Source organism: Actinoallomurus sp. CA-142502 (genome assembly GCF_050936355.1).
Lineage (GTDB): Bacteria > Actinomycetota > Actinomycetes > Streptosporangiales > Streptosporangiaceae > Actinoallomurus > Actinoallomurus iriomotensis.
The window spans coordinates 1,943,902-1,963,193 of the sequence record NZ_JBNJMY010000001.1; the positions used below are offsets into that span (position 1 = coordinate 1,943,902).

General features: G+C 70.0%; 26 protein-coding genes. 16 read left to right on the top strand and 10 right to left on the bottom strand.

The genetic code is table 11. The features are described from left to right. Positions 1 to 12 precede the first annotated feature (12 nt). From pstA to mshD, 4 genes are all read right to left on the bottom strand, one after another. The gene (pstA, locus tag ACQEV1_RS09505; RefSeq protein WP_285620869.1) at positions 13 to 900 is read right to left on the bottom strand and encodes a phosphate ABC transporter permease PstA; all 888 of its coding nucleotides are present in this window, start codon (positions 898 to 900) and stop codon (positions 13 to 15) included. Continuing rightward, a complete protein-coding gene (gene pstC / locus ACQEV1_RS09510) occupies positions 897 to 1,874 on the bottom strand; it encodes a phosphate ABC transporter permease subunit PstC (RefSeq protein ID WP_432705567.1) in 978 nt (325 codons plus the stop codon). Before pstC ends, pstA begins: the two co-directional genes overlap by 4 nt. An 85-nt stretch (positions 1,875 to 1,959) precedes the next feature. After that, the gene (pstS, locus tag ACQEV1_RS09515) at positions 1,960 to 3,048 is read right to left on the bottom strand and encodes a phosphate ABC transporter substrate-binding protein PstS (protein ID WP_285620868.1); all 1,089 of its coding nucleotides are present in this window, start codon (positions 3,046 to 3,048) and stop codon (positions 1,960 to 1,962) included. 226 nt (positions 3,049 to 3,274) lie between these two features. Further along, on the bottom strand, positions 3,275 to 4,153 hold the full coding sequence (gene mshD / locus ACQEV1_RS09520) for a mycothiol synthase (RefSeq protein WP_433393112.1): 879 nt from the start codon (positions 4,151 to 4,153) through the stop codon (positions 3,275 to 3,277). 146 nt (positions 4,154 to 4,299) lie between these two features. On the opposite strand from mshD, the gene ACQEV1_RS09525 reads away from it, so the two are divergent. The 3 genes from ACQEV1_RS09525 to ACQEV1_RS09535 all read left to right on the top strand — a co-directional run bounded on the left by ACQEV1_RS09525 (position 4,300) and on the right by ACQEV1_RS09535 (position 5,821). Then, positions 4,300 to 4,812: a hypothetical protein gene (locus ACQEV1_RS09525; protein WP_433393114.1), complete on the top strand. Its 513-nt coding sequence runs from the start codon at positions 4,300 to 4,302 to the stop codon at positions 4,810 to 4,812. A gap of 12 nt (positions 4,813 to 4,824) precedes the next feature. Further along, complete coding sequence (locus ACQEV1_RS09530) at positions 4,825 to 5,079, top strand: hypothetical protein (protein WP_433393116.1); 255 nt, start codon at positions 4,825 to 4,827, stop codon at positions 5,077 to 5,079. A gap of 133 nt (positions 5,080 to 5,212) precedes the next feature. Further along, on the top strand, positions 5,213 to 5,821 hold the full coding sequence (locus tag ACQEV1_RS09535; RefSeq protein ID WP_433393118.1) for an LppU/SCO3897 family protein: 609 nt from the start codon (positions 5,213 to 5,215) through the stop codon (positions 5,819 to 5,821). A 6-nt stretch (positions 5,822 to 5,827) separates the two neighbouring features. On the opposite strand, the gene ACQEV1_RS09540 is transcribed toward ACQEV1_RS09535, so the two are convergent. After that, positions 5,828 to 6,529: a winged helix-turn-helix transcriptional regulator gene (locus ACQEV1_RS09540; protein ID WP_285568135.1), complete on the bottom strand. Its 702-nt coding sequence runs from the start codon at positions 6,527 to 6,529 to the stop codon at positions 5,828 to 5,830. Between the two features lie 142 nt (positions 6,530 to 6,671). Here ACQEV1_RS09540 and ACQEV1_RS09545 point away from each other — a divergent pair, with 142 nt between their 5' ends. From ACQEV1_RS09545 to ACQEV1_RS09590, 10 genes are all read left to right on the top strand, one after another. Beyond that, entirely contained in the window at positions 6,672 to 6,926 is a 255-nt protein-coding gene (locus tag ACQEV1_RS09545) for a MoaD/ThiS family protein (protein ID WP_285620853.1), read from the top strand. 288 nt (positions 6,927 to 7,214) lie between these two features. Further along, positions 7,215 to 7,910, top strand: a complete 696-nt coding sequence (locus ACQEV1_RS09550; RefSeq protein ID WP_433393121.1) for an LmeA family phospholipid-binding protein — start codon at positions 7,215 to 7,217, stop codon at positions 7,908 to 7,910. Between the two features lie 80 nt (positions 7,911 to 7,990). Continuing rightward, positions 7,991 to 8,500, top strand: coding sequence for a sigma-70 family RNA polymerase sigma factor (locus ACQEV1_RS09555; RefSeq protein WP_285568140.1), 510 nt, complete (start codon positions 7,991 to 7,993; stop codon positions 8,498 to 8,500). After that, positions 8,497 to 9,213 carry an anti-sigma factor family protein gene (locus ACQEV1_RS09560; RefSeq protein ID WP_433393123.1) on the top strand — a complete coding sequence of 239 codons (717 nt, stop codon included), beginning with the start codon at positions 8,497 to 8,499 and terminating at the stop codon, positions 9,211 to 9,213. The genes ACQEV1_RS09555 and ACQEV1_RS09560 overlap by 4 nt, the downstream gene beginning before the upstream one ends. A 37-nt stretch (positions 9,214 to 9,250) precedes the next feature. Next, positions 9,251 to 9,676, top strand: coding sequence for a thioredoxin family protein (locus ACQEV1_RS09565; RefSeq protein WP_285568144.1), 426 nt, complete (start codon positions 9,251 to 9,253; stop codon positions 9,674 to 9,676). A gap of 9 nt (positions 9,677 to 9,685) precedes the next feature. After that, positions 9,686 to 9,874 (top strand): putative leader peptide, encoded by a 189-nt coding sequence (locus ACQEV1_RS09570; RefSeq protein ID WP_285568146.1) that lies wholly within the window; start codon positions 9,686 to 9,688, stop codon positions 9,872 to 9,874. Positions 9,875 to 9,932: 58 nt separating this feature from the next. Then, the gene (locus tag ACQEV1_RS09575; RefSeq protein ID WP_285620843.1) at positions 9,933 to 10,355 is read left to right on the top strand and encodes a DUF4395 domain-containing protein; all 423 of its coding nucleotides are present in this window, start codon (positions 9,933 to 9,935) and stop codon (positions 10,353 to 10,355) included. A gap of 94 nt (positions 10,356 to 10,449) precedes the next feature. Beyond that, on the top strand, positions 10,450 to 11,289 hold the full coding sequence (locus ACQEV1_RS09580; RefSeq protein ID WP_285568150.1) for a sulfurtransferase: 840 nt from the start codon (positions 10,450 to 10,452) through the stop codon (positions 11,287 to 11,289). Beyond that, positions 11,286 to 11,594, top strand: coding sequence for a DUF1416 domain-containing protein (locus ACQEV1_RS09585; protein ID WP_285620841.1), 309 nt, complete (start codon positions 11,286 to 11,288; stop codon positions 11,592 to 11,594). Before ACQEV1_RS09580 ends, ACQEV1_RS09585 begins: the two co-directional genes overlap by 4 nt. A 114-nt stretch (positions 11,595 to 11,708) precedes the next feature. After that, the gene (locus ACQEV1_RS09590; RefSeq protein WP_433393127.1) at positions 11,709 to 12,974 is read left to right on the top strand and encodes a hypothetical protein; all 1,266 of its coding nucleotides are present in this window, start codon (positions 11,709 to 11,711) and stop codon (positions 12,972 to 12,974) included. On the opposite strand, the gene ACQEV1_RS09595 is transcribed toward ACQEV1_RS09590, so the two are convergent. The 5 genes from ACQEV1_RS09595 to ACQEV1_RS09615 form a co-directional block, all read right to left on the bottom strand. Then, entirely contained in the window at positions 12,886 to 13,488 is a 603-nt protein-coding gene (locus ACQEV1_RS09595) for a hypothetical protein (protein ID WP_285620836.1), read from the bottom strand. The two genes, ACQEV1_RS09590 and ACQEV1_RS09595, sit on opposite strands and share 89 nt — an antisense overlap. A 64-nt stretch (positions 13,489 to 13,552) precedes the next feature. Further along, positions 13,553 to 14,137 carry a hypothetical protein gene (locus ACQEV1_RS09600; RefSeq protein ID WP_433393129.1) on the bottom strand — a complete coding sequence of 195 codons (585 nt, stop codon included), beginning with the start codon at positions 14,135 to 14,137 and terminating at the stop codon, positions 13,553 to 13,555. Continuing rightward, positions 14,134 to 14,760, bottom strand: a complete 627-nt coding sequence (locus ACQEV1_RS09605; RefSeq protein WP_433393131.1) for a hypothetical protein — start codon at positions 14,758 to 14,760, stop codon at positions 14,134 to 14,136. The genes ACQEV1_RS09600 and ACQEV1_RS09605 overlap by 4 nt, the downstream gene beginning before the upstream one ends. A gap of 72 nt (positions 14,761 to 14,832) precedes the next feature. After that, entirely contained in the window at positions 14,833 to 15,438 is a 606-nt protein-coding gene (locus ACQEV1_RS09610; protein WP_433393133.1) for a hypothetical protein, read from the bottom strand. 222 nt (positions 15,439 to 15,660) lie between these two features. Beyond that, positions 15,661 to 16,029, bottom strand: coding sequence for a YbaB/EbfC family nucleoid-associated protein (locus ACQEV1_RS09615; RefSeq protein ID WP_285620825.1), 369 nt, complete (start codon positions 16,027 to 16,029; stop codon positions 15,661 to 15,663). Positions 16,030 to 16,277: 248 nt separating this feature from the next. Here ACQEV1_RS09615 and ACQEV1_RS09620 point away from each other — a divergent pair, with 248 nt between their 5' ends. The 3 genes from ACQEV1_RS09620 to ACQEV1_RS09630 all read left to right on the top strand — a co-directional run bounded on the left by ACQEV1_RS09620 (position 16,278) and on the right by ACQEV1_RS09630 (position 19,256). Continuing rightward, positions 16,278 to 16,634: a YciI family protein gene (locus ACQEV1_RS09620; protein WP_285568168.1), complete on the top strand. Its 357-nt coding sequence runs from the start codon at positions 16,278 to 16,280 to the stop codon at positions 16,632 to 16,634. A 7-nt stretch (positions 16,635 to 16,641) separates the two neighbouring features. Then, positions 16,642 to 17,865: an RNA polymerase sigma factor gene (locus tag ACQEV1_RS09625; protein ID WP_433393136.1), complete on the top strand. Its 1,224-nt coding sequence runs from the start codon at positions 16,642 to 16,644 to the stop codon at positions 17,863 to 17,865. An 89-nt stretch (positions 17,866 to 17,954) separates the two neighbouring features. Continuing rightward, on the top strand, positions 17,955 to 19,256 hold the full coding sequence (locus ACQEV1_RS09630) for a S8 family serine peptidase (RefSeq protein ID WP_433393138.1): 1,302 nt from the start codon (positions 17,955 to 17,957) through the stop codon (positions 19,254 to 19,256). Positions 19,257 to 19,292 lie beyond the last annotated feature (36 nt).

The window sequence follows — 19,292 nt, forward strand, 5'->3', positions numbered from 1 at the left end:
GGGGCACTACTCCTATCGGGAAACGGGCTTGCGCAGGCGGGCGATGACGCGCGCCACCAGGTTGAGCAGCATGATGATCACGATCAGGGTGAGCGCGGCCGCCCATGCCCGGTTGATCGCGACGTCGTTCGGCCGCTGCGCCTGGTCGAAGATGAAGAGCGGCAGCGCCATCTGTGGTCCCTGGAACGGGTTGTTGTTGATCGCCGAGGTCACGAACACCGTCAGCAGCAGGGGAGCCGTCTCGCCCATGACGCGGGCGATGGCCAGCATGATGCCGGTGATGATCCCGGTGAAGGCCGTCGGCAGGATGACGAAGCAGATCGTCCGCCACCGGGGCACGCCCAGCGCGTACGAGGCCTCGCGCAGGTCGTTCGGGACCAGCTTGAGCATCTCCTCGGCGGCGCGGACGACCGTCGGCATCATCAGGATCGACAGCGCCATCGCGCCGGCGAAGCCGGAGTAGCTGAAGCCGAGCAGCAGCAGCCAGAACGCCAGGATGAACAGGCCCGCCACGATCGAGGGCAGACCGGTCATGACGTCCACGAAGAAGCTGACCAGCTTGGCGAGCCTGCTGTCGCGGCCGTACTCCACCAGGTAGACGGCGGTCAGCACCCCGATCGGGATGGCGATGACACTCGCCAGCGCCACCTGCTCGACGGTCCCGATGATCGCGTGGTACGCGCCGCCGCCGGCGTCGTTGGCGCCGATGCCGTTCAGGGAGTGGGTGAAGAAATCCGGGTCGAACCGCTTGGCGCCCTTCGACACCACCGTCCACAGCACGGACAGCAGTGGAATGACCGCGAGCAGGAAGGCGACGTAGACGAGAACCTGGACGATCCGGTCCTTGACCTTGCGACCGGCGGAGACCCCGCGCAACGAGGCCTGGTTCAGAGTGCTCACACGAACTCCTTGCGGCGGGCCACGATCGCCCGGGCGAGCATGTTGACGAGAAGGGTGATCACGAACAGCACGAGGCCGGAGGCGATGAGCGCGCCACGGCCCAGGTTCCCGGCCATGCCGAAGGTGTTCGCGATGTTGGCGGCGAAGGTGTTGCCGCCCGGCTTGAGGATCCGCAGCGAGATCCCGCCCGCGGTCGACAGCACCATCGCGACCGCGATGGTCTCGCCGAGCGCCCGGCCCAGGCCGAGCATCGCGGCGCTGACCATGCCCGAGCGGCCGAACGGCAACACGGCCATCCGGATGACCTCCCAGCGGGTCGCGCCCAGTGCCAGAGCCGCCTCGATGTTCGCGCGCGGCACCTGCAGGAACACCTCACGCGAGATCGAGGAGATGATCGGCAGGATCATGATCGCCAGCACGATCGCGGCGGTCAGGATGGACTGCCCGCCCACGTTGTCGCCGCCGAAGAGCGGGATCCAGCCGAGGTGGTCGTGCAGGAAGTTCGCGACGCTCGCCATCTTCGGCACGAAGAACTGCAGGCCCCACAGCCCGTACACCACACTCGGCACCGCGGCGAGCAGGTCGACGACGTAGCCCAGGCCGGACGCCAGGCGGCGCGGCGAGTAGTAGGCGATGAACAGCGCGATGCCGATCGCCACCGGGGTGGCGAGGATCAGCGCCATGAAGGACGACAGCAGCGTGCCCCAGGCGAGCTGCAGGACGCCGAAGCGCGGCTGGGCCGCGTCCGGGTTCCACTCCTGTGAGGTCAGGAAGTTGGCCTTGTCCGCCTTCAGCGCCGGCACGGCCTTCGCGATGAGGAACACCGCGATCGCCGCGATGATGAGGAGCAGCAGGATGCCGGAACCGCGGGCAGAGATGCCGAACAGGCGATCCCCCAGGCGGCCGGTGCTGAGTCTGCGTCCCCGTTCGCCCAGGGAGCCGGTGGCACCCTGCTCAAGGGTCTCGCTGGTCACTCGTTCGCACTCCTCGTTCTCAAGAGGGCTGTGTATGCCACCGAGCCGGCGCGGTCGATCCGCGCCGGCTCAGAGACCGTCTCGGTCAGGACAGGCCCTTCACGGCCGCCTGGACCTTGGTCAGGATCGCGTCGGGGATCGGCGCGTACCCGAGGCCGCTCAGGATCGACTGACCCTGCTGGCTGGAGGTGTAGTTGAGGAAGGACTTGACGAACTTCGCCTGCTCGTCGGGGAGGCCCTTCTCGCAGACGATCTCGTAGGTGACCAGGACGATCGGGTAGCCGTCCTTGGCCTTGTAGTCGAGCGTCAGAGCCAGGTCGTTGCCCTGGCCGGAGACCTGCGCGCCCGCGATCGCCTTGGAGGCGGTGTCGGAGCTGATCTCGCTGAACTGGCCGGAGCCGTTCTGGACCTTGGCGGTCTGCAGCTTGCCGTTCGTGGCGTAGGACAGCTCGGCGTAGCCGATGGTGCCGTCACCCTGCTTGACGCCGGTGGAGACGCCGTCGGAGCCCTTCAGGCCCTGGCCGCCGGCCGCGGACGGCCAGGTCTTGCCGCCCGGGAACTTCCACACGTCCGGCGCGGTGGCGAGCAGGAACTTGGTGAGGTTGTCCGTCGTGCCCGAGTCGTCGGACCGGTGCAGCGGCTTGATCGGCGTGGACGGCAGCTTCGCGCCCGAGTTGTCCTTGGCGATCGCCGGGTCGTTCCAAGTCTTGATCTTGCCGGCGAAGATGCTCGCGATCGTCTTGGGCGACAGCTGAAGGTTGTCAACGCCCTTGAGGTTGTAGATGAGCGCGATGGGACCGCCGACCATGGGCAGGTCGAGCGCCTTGCCGCTCTTGCAACGGGCGTCGGCGGGGCCGTGCTCCTCGGGCTTGAGCGCCGAGTCCGAACCGGCGAAGGCGACCTGGCCTCCGGTGAACGCCTGGACACCCGCCCCCGAACCGCTGGGGTTGTAGTTCACGTTGGAGCCGGGGCAGCTCTGCTGGTAGCCCTTGATCCACTCGCTCATGGCGTTCGCCTGAGCGCTCGATCCGGCCGCGTTGACCGTGGACTTCACGCAGTCACCGCTGGCGGCGGCGTTGCCCCCGCCGTTGTCGTCGGTACCGCACGCGGTCAGCGAGAGCGCACCCGCAAGGGCCACGCCGCCGAGGGCGGCCAGCCGTGTGCCGATCTTCACCGAAACTTCTCCTCAAAGGTAGTCGGGCGGTCCTCCGGGCGTTTATCCAGGTTGGGACCACCATCGATGCCCGACGCTAAGGAGAAGAGGTGTCCACTCACTCTGATCTAGGTGAACGGAGAATGAACTCAGATGTGACGTCTGGGAAAAGTAGGTGTTACGTGAGGCGACCGTACGGTTAACGGCCTCACATTCGGGCGTGTCGGGGCTGGTGACGCTTCGGTGACTACTCGGTTGACCGGGTGTTGCGGTACATCGCGTCGGTCGAGCGGAGTTCGAAGCCGAGCTTTCGGTAAAGGGCGGTGGCCGCCGTGTTCGACTCGTCGACGTAGAGCATGACGGCGGGCAGGCCCCTGCTCTCCAGATGCCGCAGGCCGGTGACCGTCAGCACGCGGCCCAGCCCGAGGCCCTGCGCGGACGGGTCGACGCCGACCACGTACACCTCGCCGATCGGGCCGTCATCGTGCACCTTCGTCCAGTGGAAGCCGAGCAGCCCACCGGGTTCCTGGTCGTCCTCGCGTTCGGCGAGGAAGAAGCCCTCCGCGGAGAACCACGGCTCGCGCTCACGGCGTTCGAGGTCGGCGCGCGTCCACCGGCCCTGCTCCGGGTGGTGGGCGAAGGCGCGCGCGTTGACGCGGACCCAGGCGTCCTCGTCCCGGCCGGGCGTGAACGTGCGCAGGCGCACGCCGGGCGGGGGAGCGGCCTCGGGCAGCGGCGCACCGGACGGACGCTGCATCTTCCAGAGGGCACGGAACCGCTCGAAACCGAGCGCCTCGGCGAGCGCGACGGCGCCGGGCAGCTCACCGTGGGCCCAGACGTTCAGCGTCTCCACCTGGGCGGCCAGCGCGGTGGCGAGCGCGCGGCCGTGACCGCGCCGCCGGAACGCCGGCCGGACCGTGAGCTCGCCCGCGTCGCCGTCGAGGACGGCCACTCCGGCCAGCGTGTCACCGTCGTAGGCGAGCACGGCGCCGGCGCCGTCCCGCAGGCGCAGCAGGGCGCTCTCGCCGACCGGCCGCACGCCGTCGGCGCCGGCGACCTCCTCGGTGAGGGCGAGCACCGCCGCCACCTCGTCGTCCGTCAGTTCGTTCCGTACGACCAGGGTCATGCCGGGAGCCTACATATCCGGCTTCGCGAGGCCTGATCCGAGGTCGCCTGTCACGATGTGGTTTCAGGCTGTATGCGCCTCCTCCCGCGCGAGTGGCCGGTGCCATAGCATCTGGGCGCACTGGCTGCGCGGGGAAGGCGGTCGTTGTGGGCGATCCCGGAATGCCGATCATGGCGGGGCTCCTCGCCGTGCCCGTCGGCGTGTTGCTGTTCGTGATCGTGCTGGCGCTGATGGGCCGCCGGTGGGTCACGCCCGCCGCGCTCGCGGCCGCGCCGTACGAGGACGACTTCGACGAGCCGACGCCGTACGCGGAGCCGTGGGGGTACTACGAGCCGCCGCGCGCGCCGGCCCCGGCGCCGCCCGCCCAGAGTCCCGCGCCCGCCGAGCAGTGGCGCGCTCCGCTGCCGGCTCCACAGCCTCAGCCTCAGCCTCAGTCGTACGGCCGGCAGCCGGCGCTACCGCCGGGGGAAAGCCCACTGGCCCTGCCGCCCGCGCGACCGGCGTACCCGTCCCCTCCGCCGGAGTCCTACGGCCGGTCCGAACGGCCGGATCCGTACCGCCGTTCGTACGAGCGCGACCCGTACGGGCGCCAGGGGGAGTCCGCGCCGGACGACTCCTCGCGGCGCGGTTTCCCCCACGGTCCGTACCAGCACCACTGAGGAAGCGACGGAATGCCCCTCCTTGAGCTCTATGTCATCCTGATCCCGCTGGCCCTGATCGTCGGTGTGTTCCTGATCGTGGTGCTGGCCGCGCGGAAGAGGAACGACACGCCTTCGCCTGGCCCCTATCCGCCCGGCCCGCCTCCGCCGTACGGTCCGCAAGGGTGGCAGGGGCCGCCGCCTCCACCGGGGCCGCCGCAGGGGTACGCGCCGCCGCCCGGCCAGGAGTGGCCGCCGCCGTGGCAGGGCGGTTACGGGCCGCGGTAACGCGGCGAACAGGGGCCCTCGCGGTCAGAGGAACCGATCTGTTGGGTCGAGCGTCTTACCGCCGATCGTAGGGATCTTCAGTCGCTACGATCGATCCGGAAACCAACGCGCGCCCTCTGGGGAGTGGGTCTCTGTGCAACCCCCGCAGCCGCCGTACGGCGGGTCCTCGGGCTCGGGTTTCGGTCCCCCGGGCGGCCCGCTCGGCTCCTCTGGTCCACCCGGATCGCCTGGATGGGGACCGCCGCCCGGTCCGCCCAAGCCGAAGAACGGCGCGGCCCTGGTGATCGTCGTCGTCATCGTCGCGTTCGTGCTGCTCATCGGCGGTGTACTCGGTTTGGCGTTCCTGTACGGGGCCGACGATCCGAAGAAACCGAAGGCGGCCCTGCCCTCGGGCGGCCGGCCGGGCACCCTGACGCCGTCGGCCTACGACCCGCCGGCCTACAGTCCGCCGCCGGTCCCCTCCGACACCCCCGCGGACAGCCCGTCCGACGTGCCGGACTCACCGTCCGACGAGCCGTCCACGGCGGCGACGGTGTTCGATCCGCAGCCGGGGCAGTGCGTGAAGAACACCGGGACCGCGAGCAGGCCGCGCCTGTACATCTCGACGTGTGCCAAGGGCCACTACAAGATCCTCAACCGCATCGACGGCACGACGAACATCAAGCGGTGCGACAAGACCGACTACACGTACGCGGTCTGGTTCACCGATCCGAAGTACGTGTTGTGCCTGCGGGAGGTCTGAGGCGACTCAGTGGTGTGCCGGCGCCTCCTCGGCGCGGTGGTCGGGGACGAAACGGTAACCGACGTTACGGACCGTTCCAATGAGCGATTCGTACTCCGGGCCGAGCTTCGCTCTCAGTCGTCGCACGTGCACGTCGACGGTGCGGGTGCCGCCGAAGTAGTCATAGCCCCAGACCTCCTGGAGCAGCTGGGCGCGCGTGAAGACCCGGCCCGGATGCTGCGCGAGGTACTTCAGCAGCTCGAACTCCTTGAACGTCAGGTCGAGGACGCGCCCGCGCAGCCGGGCGCTGTAGGTGGCCTCGTCGATGGTCAGCTCGCCGCTGCGGATCTCGCCGGGCACGTCGTCCGGCTCGGCGGCGGTGGAGCGTCCCACGGCCAGCCGCAGCCGGGCCTCGACCTCGGCCGGGCCCGCCGTCTGGAGCAGCACGTCGTCCAGACCCCACTCGGGAGTGAGCGCCGCGAGACCGCCCTCGGTCACCACGGCGAGCAGTGGTACGTCCAGTCCGGTCGTGCGCAGCAGCCGGCACAGGCTCTTGGCCTGGGCGAGATCGCGGCGAGCGTCAACGATCACCACGTCGGACGGGGGCGCGTCCATCAACGCCACCCCCTCGGCAGGAGCCACGCGGACCGAGTGCAGTAGCAACCCGAGCGCCGGCAGTACTTCGTCGGATGGCTCGAGCACGTTGGTCAGCAGAAGCAGAGTGCTCAATACGGCCTCCTCGCTTGGCGGCCCCCAGAAAGACGTCGAGGATCCGAGGGCAGCGCTGCCCGGATCCCTACTACGGGAGGATATCCAATGACGGTCGGCAGCTCACTACCGAGTGGTGTAGACCACGAAAAGAGGGGGACCGATGGCGAAGGGCCTGATCAGATACTGGGCCGCCGCCCGGGCGGCGGCGGGCGTCGAGGAGGAGCCGTACGACGCGGTGACTCTGGGGGAGGCGCTGACGACGGCGGCGGCCGGCCGCGGCGAGGAGTTCCAGCGGGTGCTCGCCCGGAGTTCCTTCCTCGTCGACGGCGACCCGGCCGGCACGCGCGACCCGGCCTCCATCGACCTGCCCGACGGCGCCACCGTCGAGGTCCTGCCCCCGTTCGCCGGGGGATAGCCCCGCCCTCCGGCTCGTCAGGACGGGCGGAAGTGCGGGTGGCGCGGGCGATCCGCCGGCCGGAGCGGCGGCCGGCGGACCGACCCGCAACTCGCGGAAGAATCGCGTCGCGACGGCGAACGCACCGGCCGCCATCAGGGGGGCCGCGAGGCGTCACCCGGCCGCTTCACCGGCGGTGATGCCGGTAATCCGGTGGAGCGATTCCGTGCCCGCGAACGTCATCACCGGAGGTGACTCGCCGGGGCACGGGCGCCGGTAATGTGATCACGAATCGGCGACGGGAGAGACATGCGCAAGGTACTGGTGATCTTCCTGATCTTGCTGATCGGGGTGGTCATCGCCGCCGATCGCATCGGGCTGTGGGTGGCGCAGGATCAGATAGCCAAGGAGGTCGCGTCGCAGTACGGCCTCGACCACAAGCCCAAGGTCAAGATCAAGGGCTTCCCGTTCCTCAACCAGGCGTTGAACGGCAGGTACGGCGAGATCGACGTCAACGTCGGCGACGTGACCCAGCTCGGGGTGCACCTGACCAACACCATGGTCACGCTGAAGGGCGTCGACGCGCCGCTGTCCGACGCTCTGCACGGCGACGCCTCCAAGATGGTGGCCGACACGGCGACCTCCATCGCGACCGTCTCGTACGACGACGTCAACAAGCAGGCGCCGCACGGGATGAAGGTCTCGGCCAAGGGCAGCGCGCTGCAGGTGCGCGGCCCGGTCACCGTCCTCGGCATGAGCCGTACGCTCAGCGCCACCGTCACCGTGCGGCCCTCCGGGCGCAAGATCCGCGTGCTGCCGCAGACGGTCGACGCCGGTGGCGCCACGATCCCCGTCGCGCTGGTCCAGCAGGCGTTCACCTTCACCATGCCGGTGAAGGGCCTCCCGGCGAACACCACCATCAGCGACGTCCAGGTCCAGCCGGACGGACTGCGCGTCACGACCACGGGACAGCACGTCAACCTCGAGAGCCTCGCCGAGCACTGACGGGCGCCGGCCCGTTCAGACCGGTCCGAAACCGCGCGCCTTACGGTGAACCTACGGCCGTTTCGGTACGTGTCTGAAGTGTGGGACCGACTGCGAACGAGGGCCTTCTCCGCGCCCTGTACGCCGAACACGGGGGGCCGCTCCTGGGTTACGTCCTGCGCCTGACCGAGGGTGACCGGCATCAGGCGGAGGACGTGGTCCAGGAGACGTTGCTGCGTGCCTGGCGACATCCGGAGGCGCTGGACGGCCGTCCGATCCGGCCGTGGCTGTTCACGGTGGCCAAGAACCTCGTCGTCGACGCCCACCGGGCGCGCCGGTCGCGTCCGCCCGAGACCGGTGAGGCCGGGCTCGCCGCCGTTCCGGCCACCGATGAGATCAGCCGCGCGCTGGAGTCGTGGACGTTCGCCGAGGCGCTCGCCACCCTGAGCCCCGAGCACCGGGCGGTGCTCATCGAGACCTACTACCGGGGACGGTCGGTCGCCGAGGCCGCGGCGACGCTCGGCGTACCGCCCGGCACGGTCAAGTCGCGGTCCTACTACGCGCTGCGCGCGCTCAAACTCGCACTGGAAGAACGGGGGTTGGCGCCATGACATCGAGCACCGAATGCTCGCGGCTGCGGCTGTCGCTCGGTGTGTACGTCCTCGGCGCCATCGAGCCCGCGGAACGCTCCGAAGTGGACGCGCACCTGGCCGTCTGCCGGCGCTGCCGGGACGAACTCGCGTCGCTGGCCGGCCTGCCCGCCATGCTCGGGCGCGTCACCGAGGAGCAGATCGAGCAGCTCGCCCCGCCACCCGCGGAGCTCCTGGAGTCGGTCCTGAGCAAGGCCGCGGACGAGAGCCGCGCGCGGCGCCGTCGCGAACGCGCCCTGTGGATCGCCGCCGCCGCGGCACTGGTCGTCGTGCTGGGCGTCGGCGTCCGGGCGATGATGGGGAGCGACGGCGGCGGTGACGTCGCCGAACGTTCCCCCCGCCCGCCGGCCGCGACCACCGCCCCGGCCACCGGCCCGATCACGACCGTGAGCACCAAGGATCCGGCCACGGGCGTCCGCGCCCAGATCGACATGCAGCCCAAGCTGTGGGGGACCGCCTTCAACGTACGGCTGAGCGGCGCGCCGCCGGGCTCTCACTGCCATCTGGTCGCGACGGACAAGAAGGGCCGCAAGGACATCGCGGGCGGCTGGGAGACGCAGTACGAGGCCGGCGCCGCCAGCTTCGCCGGCTCGTCGATGATCCAGAAGAGCGATCTGGCGTCGGTCGAGGTGCTCACCACCGAGGGACGCCGGCTGGTACTCGTGAGACTCTGAGGGAATGCCGGGGACGGCACACTCCTTGGACTAGGTGATGATCGGTCTTTACGTCGCGCTGGCGGCACTCGTCCTCGCCACCGCGCTCGGCCTGGTGTGGCGGAGCCGCAACGGCGTGCTGCGCGAACGCCCGGAGCGGAAGGACGGCGAGGTGGAGCGTCTCGGCGAGACGGAGCTGGGCACGGCACTGGGCCCGCGGGCGACGCTGGTGCAGTTCTCCTCGGCGTTCTGCGCTCCGTGCCGCGCGACCCGGCGGATCCTGACCGAGGTGACGGACCTGGTGGACGGCGTGGCCCATGTCGAGATCGACGCGGAGTCCCATCTGGACCTCGTGCGCCGGCTGAACGTCCTGCGCACTCCGACCGTGTTCGTCCTGAACGCCGATGGAGAGATCGTCCGCCGTGGCTCGGGCCTTCCTCGCAAGGCCGACATCGTCGCCGCTCTCGGCCAGACCGTCGCCTGAGCAGGGCCGATGACGAAGTCCATGACGCCGCCGTCGCAGGTCGATGAGGAAATTGTGATCTCGATGGGCGAGATGGCATTTTACGCGGAGCGAGACGCCGCTTACTATCGTGTCGTGCGATCCTGGACAGAGCTGCTGACCAAGCGACGGGCGGTTGACTTCTGCCGCGTCGCGACGGCGCTCTGTCGTACGGCCTGAGCTGGTTGGCCCTCTCGTAGCCCGTCTCACTCGCCGCCGTCATCAGGAGCATCTTCCGATGCAGGTCGACCCAAGAGGCCAGCGTTTCGCCGCGGTTCTCACATCCATCGTCCTGATCGTCGTCTTGGTGACCAGCAGCTGGCTGCTGCTGGCGGTACAGGCCGCGGTGTTCCTCATCGGAGTCCTCTTCGGTCTCCGGAGCGCACCGTACGGCCTGATCTACCAGGCGCTCATCCGCCCTCGGCTCGGCTCGCCCAAGGAGCTGGAGCCGGAGGCACCGCCCCGCTTCGCGCAGGGGGTGGGTGCGGTGTTCGCCCTGACAGGAGTGGTCGGGTACGCCCTGGGTATCCCGGCGCTGGGAATGACCGCCACCGCGTTCGCGCTGGTCGCGGCCTTTCTCAACGCCGCCTTCGGGCTGTGTCTGGGCTGCGAGGCCTATCTGCTCTTCCGCCGGCTCACCCCTGGGCGAGCGACGTCCTAGGCGAGTTCGCCTAAGTACGTCTTCGCCAGGCTCGTGACCATGCCGCGAGTGCCCGTAAGACCCGTACTGCCACTCCAACTGGGAGGACCACAGCATGAGCCGCTCCGACGTCCTGGTCGACGCCGACTGGGTGCAGGCGCACCTCGATGACCCTGGGATCGTTCTCGTCGAGGTCGACGAGGACACCAGCGCGTACGACAAGGGTCACATCCGTGGCGCCGTCCGTATCGACTGGAAGACCGAACTGCAGGACCCGGTACGCCGCGACTTCGTGGACAAGACCGGTTTCGAGAACCTTCTCTCGGAGAAGGGCATCGCCAACGACGACCTGGTCGTGCTGTACGGCGGCAACAACAACTGGTTCGCCGCGTACGCCTACTGGTACTTCCGCCTGTACGGCCACCAGAACGTCAAGCTGCTCGACGGCGGCCGCAAGAAGTGGGAGCTGGACTCCCGCGACCTCGTCCAGGACACCCCGTCCCGGCCGAAGACCGACTACACGGCCAAGGAGCAGGACGCCGCGATCCGCGCCCTCCGCGACGAGGTCGTCGACGCTATCGGCGACAAGAACCTCGTGGACGTGCGCTCGCCGGACGAGTTCTCCGGCAAGCTGCTCGCCCCGGCGCACCTGCCGCAGGAGCAGGCGCAGCGCGGCGGCCACATCCCGACGGCGCGTAACATTCCCTGGTCGAAGGCGGCCAACGACGACGGCACGTTCCGCTCCGACGAGGAGCTGCGCGAGCTGTACGAAGAGGCCGGCGTCGACCTGTCCAAGCCGACGATCGCCTACTGCCGCATCGGCGAGCGGTCGTCCCACACCTGGTTCGCCCTGCACGAGCTGCTGGGCCTGCCGGACGTGAAGAACTACGACGGATCCTGGACCGAGTACGGATCGCTCGTCGGTGTACCGATCGAGCTGGGGGAGGCGAAATGACGGACGGCTGCGGGGCACCGGCTCAGACGGCGAGCCTGCCCGCCACAGTGGATCTGAACAACGAGGCGGTCATCCAGGGCACCGTCGTACGCGGAGGCGACGCTGTCTCCGGCGCGTACGCACGGCTGCTCGACGCGACCGGCGAGTTCACCGGCGAGGTCGTGACCAGCGACGAGGGCGTCTTCCGATTCTTCGCCGCGCCCGGTGACTGGACCGTGCGCGTGCTCGCGCCGGGCGGGGTCAGCATCGACTCCGCGGTGACGGCGCAGACCGGTGAGGTCGCCAACCTCGAGGTCGCCATCTAGGGCCTGCGCACACGAGAAGGTCCCGCCGTCCGCCCGGACGGCGGGACCTTTTACTTCTAATCCCGTGAAATCGTGACCCGGCCGACCAGGGGAGAGCCGCTACGATCGCGTATTGTGCTGCGTTCGTCCCCCGTGACTCTGCCCTGGAACACGCTTCGGCTGGCCGGGCGCTTCGCGGTGCCGCTGGCGCTCTGGTTCACGATCGGCCAGGTCCTGCGTTACCTGCTGTTCCTGGGGGGCTATCACTTCGGGCTGCACCACGCGCCCGTGCCGATCTTCGTCATCAGCCTGATCGTCATGGTCTCGCTCGGCGTCACCGTGGCGATGCTGCACAGCGTCAAGGACGGCCTGCCCGCGGTCAGGAAGCGCGAGCTCGACGAGTCCCTGACCTCCTGGACGGCCGCGGAGGAGGAGACGATCCTCGACGCGGTGACGCGCGCGCTGCTGCCGTTCATGATCTTCTATCTGGCCTGGAACTGGTTCACCGACGACGCCCAGGCCTTCGAGCAGTCGGCGGCGGGCCGGGGCAACGCGCAGGGCGGCCTCTCCGGCCAGATCCAGGCGATGAAGCTGACCATCGCCATCGAGGACCACATCTGGGTCGCGATCGCGCTCACCGCGGCCTTCCTGGTGCTGAAGTTCATCGCCGAGCGTTTCGTCGAGCCGCGATGGCCGCGCGTCGGCGGTATCACGGTCGCGCTGTTCGAGGTGAACTGGACGCTGTTCGGCCTGTTCACCATCAACAAGGCCCGCGGTGACCTGACGGACTGGATCACTAACCGGGTCTTCTGGCACTGGCTAGGAGAGATCACCGGACCGGCGTTCGGCTGGTTCGACGTGCTGTGGCCGTCGTTCAAGGAGGCGGTGCTCGGCGGACTCGTCTGGCTGGTCATCGCCGGCGTCATCCTCGGCGTGGACGCCGACGAGGAGACCCAGCTCGGGCGCGGCCGGGTCGGCCGGGGGCTCGCCTCGGCCAGCGGCATGGACCGGCCGCACACGCCGTGGGAGGTCATCACGCGCGAGTGGCGCGACAAGTGGCTCCCGACCGTCTACGGGTTCCGGATGGTCTTCCGCTCGGGACTCCTGCCGTTCATGGTGTTCTGCGTCCTGTTCACCGGGCTGGACGACGGTGCGCTGCTGCTCAAGCGCGGCGTCTACCACCTGCTCGGGCCGCACCCCATCGTCTTCTGGATGCCGGCGCTCCAGGTCATCTCCTTCTTCGCCGAACTCCTCCACCAGATTCTGCGGGTCTGCCTGATGGCCGCGGCGTTCGACATGGTCGTCGCCCGGGTCAGTGAGCGAAGCGCAAAACCTGCGTCGGCCCCGACGGCTTCCGCGTCAGCAGCCCGCCGGGCCGGGCCTCGAGTACAACCGAGCTGACCAGGCCCGCGGGCACGGTCGCGGTGACCGACACCTGCGACACGGTGCCGACGGCCGGCTTGAGGTCGGGGTCGGTCTCACCGCCGGCCGACCACACGTGCCCCGCGCGGTCGCGGACCGTGTACGCGATCGCCGGCAGTTGCTTCACGCCCTGGGCGTCGAGGGGCTGCGCGTCCACGACGAGCTTGAGCAGCGCCGACCCGTTGGCGGCGCTGCCGCTCTTCGACGAACCGGTCGCGTCGCGGCCGAGCAGCCGCAGCCGGACCCGTCCGAGCGTGGCGGTGCCGCCGCGGGGTACGACGGTCACGTGTTCCTTCGTCTGGAACCCTCGCGACTGGTGTTCCATGTCGATCCACTGGACCGTGAGGAAGCCGGGGATCAGCAGGATCACCGCCGCCACCTCGATCGCCCGTCGCGTGTCGTGGCCCACGCGACCCCGCCGCCGCTCGAGCGGATCCGGGACCGTCTCCTCGAGCGGGTCCCGGATCGTCCACTCCATCGGGTCGTACGTCATGAGTCCTCCTTCGTCGGAGGGCGTTGCCACTGAGGCGAGTCCGCGACTCTTTCGAAGAGCTCGCTCATGAGGTCTTCAGGACGTAGTCGGCGGTGGGGTGGGCGGCCAGCCGTGCGGCCTGGTCGCCGTCGAGGCCCAGGTCGATCCAGGTCTCACCGCTCAGGGTGTTGAGAAGGTCGGCGGTGCCGACCACGAGGCGCGCACCGGCGAGCCGGTCCTTGGGGATCTCGAAGATGAACGTCGCCGGAGCCCACCGCAGCGGTTCGAAGCCACCGCTGGTGTCCGGGAGGTCCGCCCGGCCGCTCTCGGCGTACGTCACGTCGCCTCGCGTGACCAGCCGCACGTGGCCGGGGGTGAACGGCTTCTTGTTGCTCCTGATCTGCGTCTGCACGATCACGAAGAGACCCAGGCTCTTCATCACCTTGCTCTTGTCCAGGAACGACGGCTTGCTGATCGCAGCGGCCACGTCGACCTTGGTGACCTTCACGCTGAAGTCCGGCGTGTCCACGGCCGCGCCGATGCGTCCCTTGCTGGCCAGAGGGTCCTGCACACGGCTTTCGATGTGCGGTTCGACGGTGTGGAGCCACATCGTCAGCGCCGCCAGAGCGACGGTCAGCACGGCCGCCACGGCCTTCCGCGCCACGCTCATGACGTCGCCCCCAGACGCACCGGCACCTTCACCTCGGCCTTGACGGGGGACTGCTTGCTCACGCTCCAGTAGAACTCGTCGGTGGTGAAGCTCTGGCCGTACTCCCACAGGCGCAGCGCCACGGTCAGCGCACGCGGCGCGGTGGCGTCGCCCAGCTTCCAGACGAGCTGCACGACGACGGGCAGCCGCGGATGGATCTCGCTGGTGACCTGCCCGTCGACGACGCCCACGGAGTCCATGAGGTCGGGCTCGACGTACTTGCCGGGCTTGGGCTCGGCGGCGACGCCGCTGATGAACGAGCTGACGCCGTACGACTGGTCGCCCAGGTCGGTGACCCGCATCCGCACGACGAGGAGGTTCGCCGCCGGGTCGAAGGAGCTCAGCTTCATCCGCCCGGACCGCGCGTCCAGGATCTGCACGTCGAACAGTCCCTGGTTCACGGTGCGTCCCGCGACGCTCTGGGCCGGCCCGCCGGGCTGCGCCCGCAACCCGCCGGCCGCCCACGTGGCCGCGGCGAGCACCACGAGAGCCCCGATGATGATCAGTGTCACCCGCATCCGCCGGCGCGGCTTCACCTCGCCCGGCGGGGGCGGGGCCACCGGCTCGTCGTAATAGACGTTCATCGGCCCTCCTCCTTCGGGGAAGGGCCCGGGTGCGCTGTGTCTTCCGCCTCGCTCGCTCATGTGATCACCACGTCAGATCGGCAGCGCTTCGGCGCCGGCGAGCGCCGCCCGGTGGTAGTCCGGCAGCGGGGTTCCGGCGGAGTACGCCTCGACCTGTGGCGCCGCCTCTCCCGCCTCGGCCAGGGCCTGCTGCAGGAGCCCGGTCACCTCCACCGGGTCGGCGCCGGCCGGCGTCTCGGCGAGGTACACCCGCCGGGGCGACTGCAGACCGGTCGGCGGGTACCGCCACACACGCCGCAGACCGCTCACCGTCGTCTTCCGCGCGGCGTCCACCGCGGCCTGGTCGATCTCGTCGACCACGCTCGGCCCGATGCCCCACGGGGGCACGGGGGCGAAATCGCCCGGGGGCTGCTCCATCTGCCGCCGTATCCCCGCGTCCACCACGGACGGGTCGTCGACGTACCCGGTCAGCAGACGCCGCAGCCGCTCGGCGTCCCCGGGGGAGTAGGGGACCAGCCCGGTGTCGACGGCCCCGGCGATCAACCCGGCGAGCTCGTCCAGCCGCCCGGCGGCGAGGAACTCACGGGCCCGGGTCAGGTCGTCGTCGGCCAGCCACCCCGCGAGCCGGAGCAACACGTCATGCCACTCCGCGCGGGCGCCGGGCGGGTGCTCGGACATCAGCGGCTCTCCTGTCGGTGAACGGTCATCGTGGTGGTCGGGGCGGCGGTGGCGGTGCGGGTGGTGGTGGAGCCGGTGGTGGGGAGGACTGCCGGGCCGGCAGGCCCATCGCTGATCTCAGCATGTCGTACGCGCGCTTGGCGATGGTCGCTCGGAGGCCGAAGTCCGCCGAGCTTCAGCAGGCCGCCGGTGGCTCACCATCAGTCCTTTCGGGGGTGGAGATCAGTCCTGGAGGCCGTCTTTGAAGCTGGGGGCGTCCGGCAGGAAGCCGGTGAGGTCCATGCCCTCGCCCGGGACGAAGGGGGCCATGATCGTTTTCATCTGCTCCGCGACCTCGGTGGTGGCCTGAGAGATCAGCTCCATGATGGCGGCCGCGAGCTGGCCGCTGTCGAGTTTGCGGTAGACGCGAGGGTCGAGCTTGATGTCCTTGACCTGACCCTGCGCACCGACGACCACCGTGACGAGCCCGTCCGGTCGCTTCGCCGTGGCACCCACGTCGGCGAGTTCGCGCCGCATCTTCTTCAGCTGCTCGGTACGCCGTGCGTACTCATCGCCGGGAGTGCCGAGGGGCGCGTCGGGTTCGGTGCTCATCCATCACCTCCGGGGCACATGCTTCCTCATCGGCACGAATAGGTGGGACGCTCGACGCGTACGGCAGGTTCCTCTCCGGTGATTTCATCCGGACAAGAGGGGTGCACCGAGCATAAAGCAGACACCGGGGGCCCCTGGCGAAGAAGACCCGCGACATTCTCGGGTCGAGATGTCGAATCGGGACCGGGTCGTTCGTGTGGAGGGTGAGAGACCGGCACGGCGCCGGTGGTGACGTAGGGAGAATCATCATGAGGCAGTACCTGCTCAGCATCTACCAGCCCGACTCCGACACTCCTCCGCCGCCTGAGTTCCTGGAGCCGATCATGCGGGAGGTCGAGGCCGTGCGGGCCGAGATGAAGTCGGCCGGCGCCTGGGTGTTCTCCGCGGGTCTGCACGCTCCGAGCACGGCCACCGTCGTACGGGGGAAGGGCGATGAGACGCTCACGACCGACGGACCGTACATCGAGGGCAAGGAGCACCTCGGAGGGTTCACCATCATCCAGGCGCCCGATCTCGACGCCGCCCTGGAGTGGGGCCGCAAGCTGGCCGGGGCCACCACCCTTCCCATCGAGGTCAGGCCGCTGCGGGACGGCTCGTGCGGCTGAGGTGGGCATGGCGCAGGTGACCACGGCGGCGATCGAAGGGGTCTTCCGCGAGCAGTACGGGCGCGCGGTGGCCGTCCTCGTCCGGGCCTTCGGTGACATCGGCGCCGCCGAGGAGGCGGTCCAGGACGCGTTCGCCGAGGCCGTACGGCGGTGGCCGGCCGCCGGAATGCCGCCGAGCCCGGCGGGCTGGATCATCACCACCGCTCGTAACCGGGCGCTCGACCGGCTGCGCCGGGAGGCCTCCCGCGACGACCGGCACGCCCAGGCGGCGCTGCTGCACGAGCCCGGCGAACCGTCCGAGGAGGGCCCGGTGCGCGACGACCGGCTGCGCCTGATCTTCACCTGCTGTCATCCCGCCCTTGCCCCGGCGGCGCGCGTCGCGCTGACCCTCCGGCTGCTGGGCGGGCTCACCACCGCGGAGATCGCGCGCGCCTTCCTGGTGGCCGAGCCGGCCATGGCGCAGCGGCTGGTCCGCGCGAAGGGCAAGATCCGCGACGCGGGGATCCCCTACCGCGTCCCGGTGGAGGCCGACCTGCCCGACCGCCTGCGCGCCGTTCTGGCCGTCATCTACCTGATCTTCAATGAGGGCCATACGGCGAGCTCCGGCGAGCGGCTCGTCCGCGCGGACCTCTGCGCGGAGGTCGTTCGCCTCGGACGCCTTCTCGCCGAACTCATGCCCGACGAGCCAGAGGTCACGGGACTGCTGGCGCTGATGCTGCTCACTCAGTCGCGCCGGGCCGCCCGCACCGACGCGGACGGCGAACTGGTGCTCCTGGCCGACCAGGACCGCGGCCGGTGGGACCAGGGCCTCATCGCCGAAGGACAGGACCTCGTCCGGCGGTGCCTTCGGCGCGGCCGGCCCGGCCCGTACCAGATCCAGGCGGCGATCAACGCGGTGCACAGCGACGCGCCGACCGCGGCCGCGACCGACTGGCCGCAGATCCTCGCGCTGTACGACCACCTCCTGTCGCTCGCCCCGAGCCCGGTCGCGGCCCTCAACCGCGCCGTCGTGGTGGCCGAGGTCGACGGACCGCACGCGGCGCTCATGCTGGTCGACGACCTCCGGCTCGACGGCTACTACCTCTTCCACGCCATCCGCGCCGACCTGCTCCGTCGTCTCGACCGGCGCGCCGAGGCCGCGTCCGCGTACGAAGCCGCGATCGCCCGCGCCGGCAACGCGACCGAACGCGCGTTCCTGCAGCGTCGACAACGGACGCTTTATTCGCAGTAACATCACCATTTGTGCCACCTTTGCCGGTGCGGAATTGACACTGGGTCACCGGCGGGTACCGAATTCGGACCGGCTTGAGGGGGACGGCCGTGAGGGCAGCGAAACTGGGCGGCCTCGTCGCCGCGGGAGTCTTGGGCCTCGTGGCGTTCACCGCGCCTCCCGCCATGGCGGTCAAGCCGACGCCCAAGACCTCGCCCCGCTCCACGGCGCCGAGCCGTCCGACTCCGTCCACGTCCACGTCCCCGTCCACGCCGACGGTCGCGCCCACCCCGACCGTGCAGTGCAACCCCGCGCAGGCCGTCGCGGGACTGACCACCGAGCCGTGGGCGCAGCAACGCCTGGACTTCACCCGGGTCTGGAGCCTGACCAACGGCAAGGGCGTCACCGTCGCGGTCGTCGACAGCGGCGTCGACCGGCTCCAGCCGCAACTCGCCGGACACGTGACCTCGGTGGACGTCACGCACACGAATACCACCGACTGCATCGGGCACGGCACCGCCGTGGCCGGGATCATCGTTGCCCAGGACCACCGGTCGCGAAACATGCCGTTCGTCGGCGTGGCGCCGGGCGCGCGCCTGCTCTCGGTGAAGTTCACCAACGAGGACCACACCGACGGAGCCGACCCCAACCTCGCCAAGGCGATCCGGGAGGCCGCGGCGCTGAACGCCAAGGTCATCAACGTCTCGGTGACCGCACCGGACACCCCCCAGCTGAAGTCGGCGGTCCGGTACGCCCAGTCGCGCGACGCGGTCGTCGTGGCCGCGGCCGGCAACGTCACCGACCAGGACCGGGGCACGGTCGGCCCCGCCTATCCCGCCGCGTACCCGGACGTCATCAGCGTCGGCTCGCTCAGCTCCAACGGCGCCGTGGCCGACTCCTCCAACACCGTGACGAAGGTCAGCGTCAGCGCCCCGGGTCAGGCGGTGGCCACGACCTGGCCCGGCGGGTACGCGCCGAACGAGGAGGGCACCAGCTTCGCCGCGGCGTTCGTCTCCGGCACGGCGGCTCTCGTGCGCGCCTACCATCCCAACCTGAACTACAAGCAGGTCAAGGCCAGGCTCGAGGCCACGGCCGACGGTTCGGTCGGCACCGGCTCCGGCGCCGGCATGATCAACCCGATGCAGGCGGTCACCGAGCTGCTGCCGGGCGAGGACTCCGGCTCGGCCGGCGCACCGCCCGACGCCACACAGCCGGGCAGCGGACAGGCGATCCGCGTCGCGTACCGCAAGCCGGCGGATGAGCAGACGCGCTCGGTCGCTCTGGTGGTGGCGGGCATCGCACTGGGCGGAGTCGCCGTGGCGGTGGCCGCGGGGGTGTTCGTGCCGATGGGCCGCCGCCGTGGCTGGCAGCCGGGCCGCCGCTCCGCCGGCTCGAACGACACCGGCACCTGATATTCCGGTCCGGTCCGCCCGTACGGGAAGGACCGG

What these genes read in the sequence shown, in the direction of transcription:
- mshD (WP_433393112.1), bottom strand. Translation starts at nt 4,153, where the DNA reads ATGACCCTGGTCGTACGGAACGAACTGACGGACGACGAGGTGGCGGCG.
- ACQEV1_RS09530 (WP_433393116.1), top strand. Translation starts at nt 4,825, where the DNA reads ATGCCCCTCCTTGAGCTCTATGTCATCCTGATCCCGCTGGCCCTGATC.
- ACQEV1_RS09545 (WP_285620853.1), top strand. Translation starts at nt 6,672, where the DNA reads ATGGCGAAGGGCCTGATCAGATACTGGGCCGCCGCCCGGGCGGCGGCG.
- ACQEV1_RS09550 (WP_433393121.1), top strand. Translation starts at nt 7,215, where the DNA reads ATGCGCAAGGTACTGGTGATCTTCCTGATCTTGCTGATCGGGGTGGTC.
- ACQEV1_RS09560 (WP_433393123.1), top strand. Translation starts at nt 8,497, where the DNA reads ATGACATCGAGCACCGAATGCTCGCGGCTGCGGCTGTCGCTCGGTGTG.
- ACQEV1_RS09565 (WP_285568144.1), top strand. Translation starts at nt 9,251, where the DNA reads ATGATCGGTCTTTACGTCGCGCTGGCGGCACTCGTCCTCGCCACCGCG.
- ACQEV1_RS09570 (WP_285568146.1), top strand. Translation starts at nt 9,686, where the DNA reads ATGACGAAGTCCATGACGCCGCCGTCGCAGGTCGATGAGGAAATTGTG.
- ACQEV1_RS09575 (WP_285620843.1), top strand. Translation starts at nt 9,933, where the DNA reads ATGCAGGTCGACCCAAGAGGCCAGCGTTTCGCCGCGGTTCTCACATCC.
- ACQEV1_RS09580 (WP_285568150.1), top strand. Translation starts at nt 10,450, where the DNA reads ATGAGCCGCTCCGACGTCCTGGTCGACGCCGACTGGGTGCAGGCGCAC.
- ACQEV1_RS09585 (WP_285620841.1), top strand. Translation starts at nt 11,286, where the DNA reads ATGACGGACGGCTGCGGGGCACCGGCTCAGACGGCGAGCCTGCCCGCC.
- ACQEV1_RS09595 (WP_285620836.1), bottom strand. Translation starts at nt 13,488, where the DNA reads ATGACGTACGACCCGATGGAGTGGACGATCCGGGACCCGCTCGAGGAG.
- ACQEV1_RS09600 (WP_433393129.1), bottom strand. Translation starts at nt 14,137, where the DNA reads ATGAGCGTGGCGCGGAAGGCCGTGGCGGCCGTGCTGACCGTCGCTCTG.
- ACQEV1_RS09605 (WP_433393131.1), bottom strand. Translation starts at nt 14,760, where the DNA reads ATGAACGTCTATTACGACGAGCCGGTGGCCCCGCCCCCGCCGGGCGAG.
- ACQEV1_RS09610 (WP_433393133.1), bottom strand. Translation starts at nt 15,438, where the DNA reads ATGTCCGAGCACCCGCCCGGCGCCCGCGCGGAGTGGCATGACGTGTTG.
- ACQEV1_RS09615 (WP_285620825.1), bottom strand. Translation starts at nt 16,029, where the DNA reads ATGAGCACCGAACCCGACGCGCCCCTCGGCACTCCCGGCGATGAGTAC.
- ACQEV1_RS09620 (WP_285568168.1), top strand. Translation starts at nt 16,278, where the DNA reads ATGAGGCAGTACCTGCTCAGCATCTACCAGCCCGACTCCGACACTCCT.
- ACQEV1_RS09625 (WP_433393136.1), top strand. Translation starts at nt 16,642, where the DNA reads ATGGCGCAGGTGACCACGGCGGCGATCGAAGGGGTCTTCCGCGAGCAG.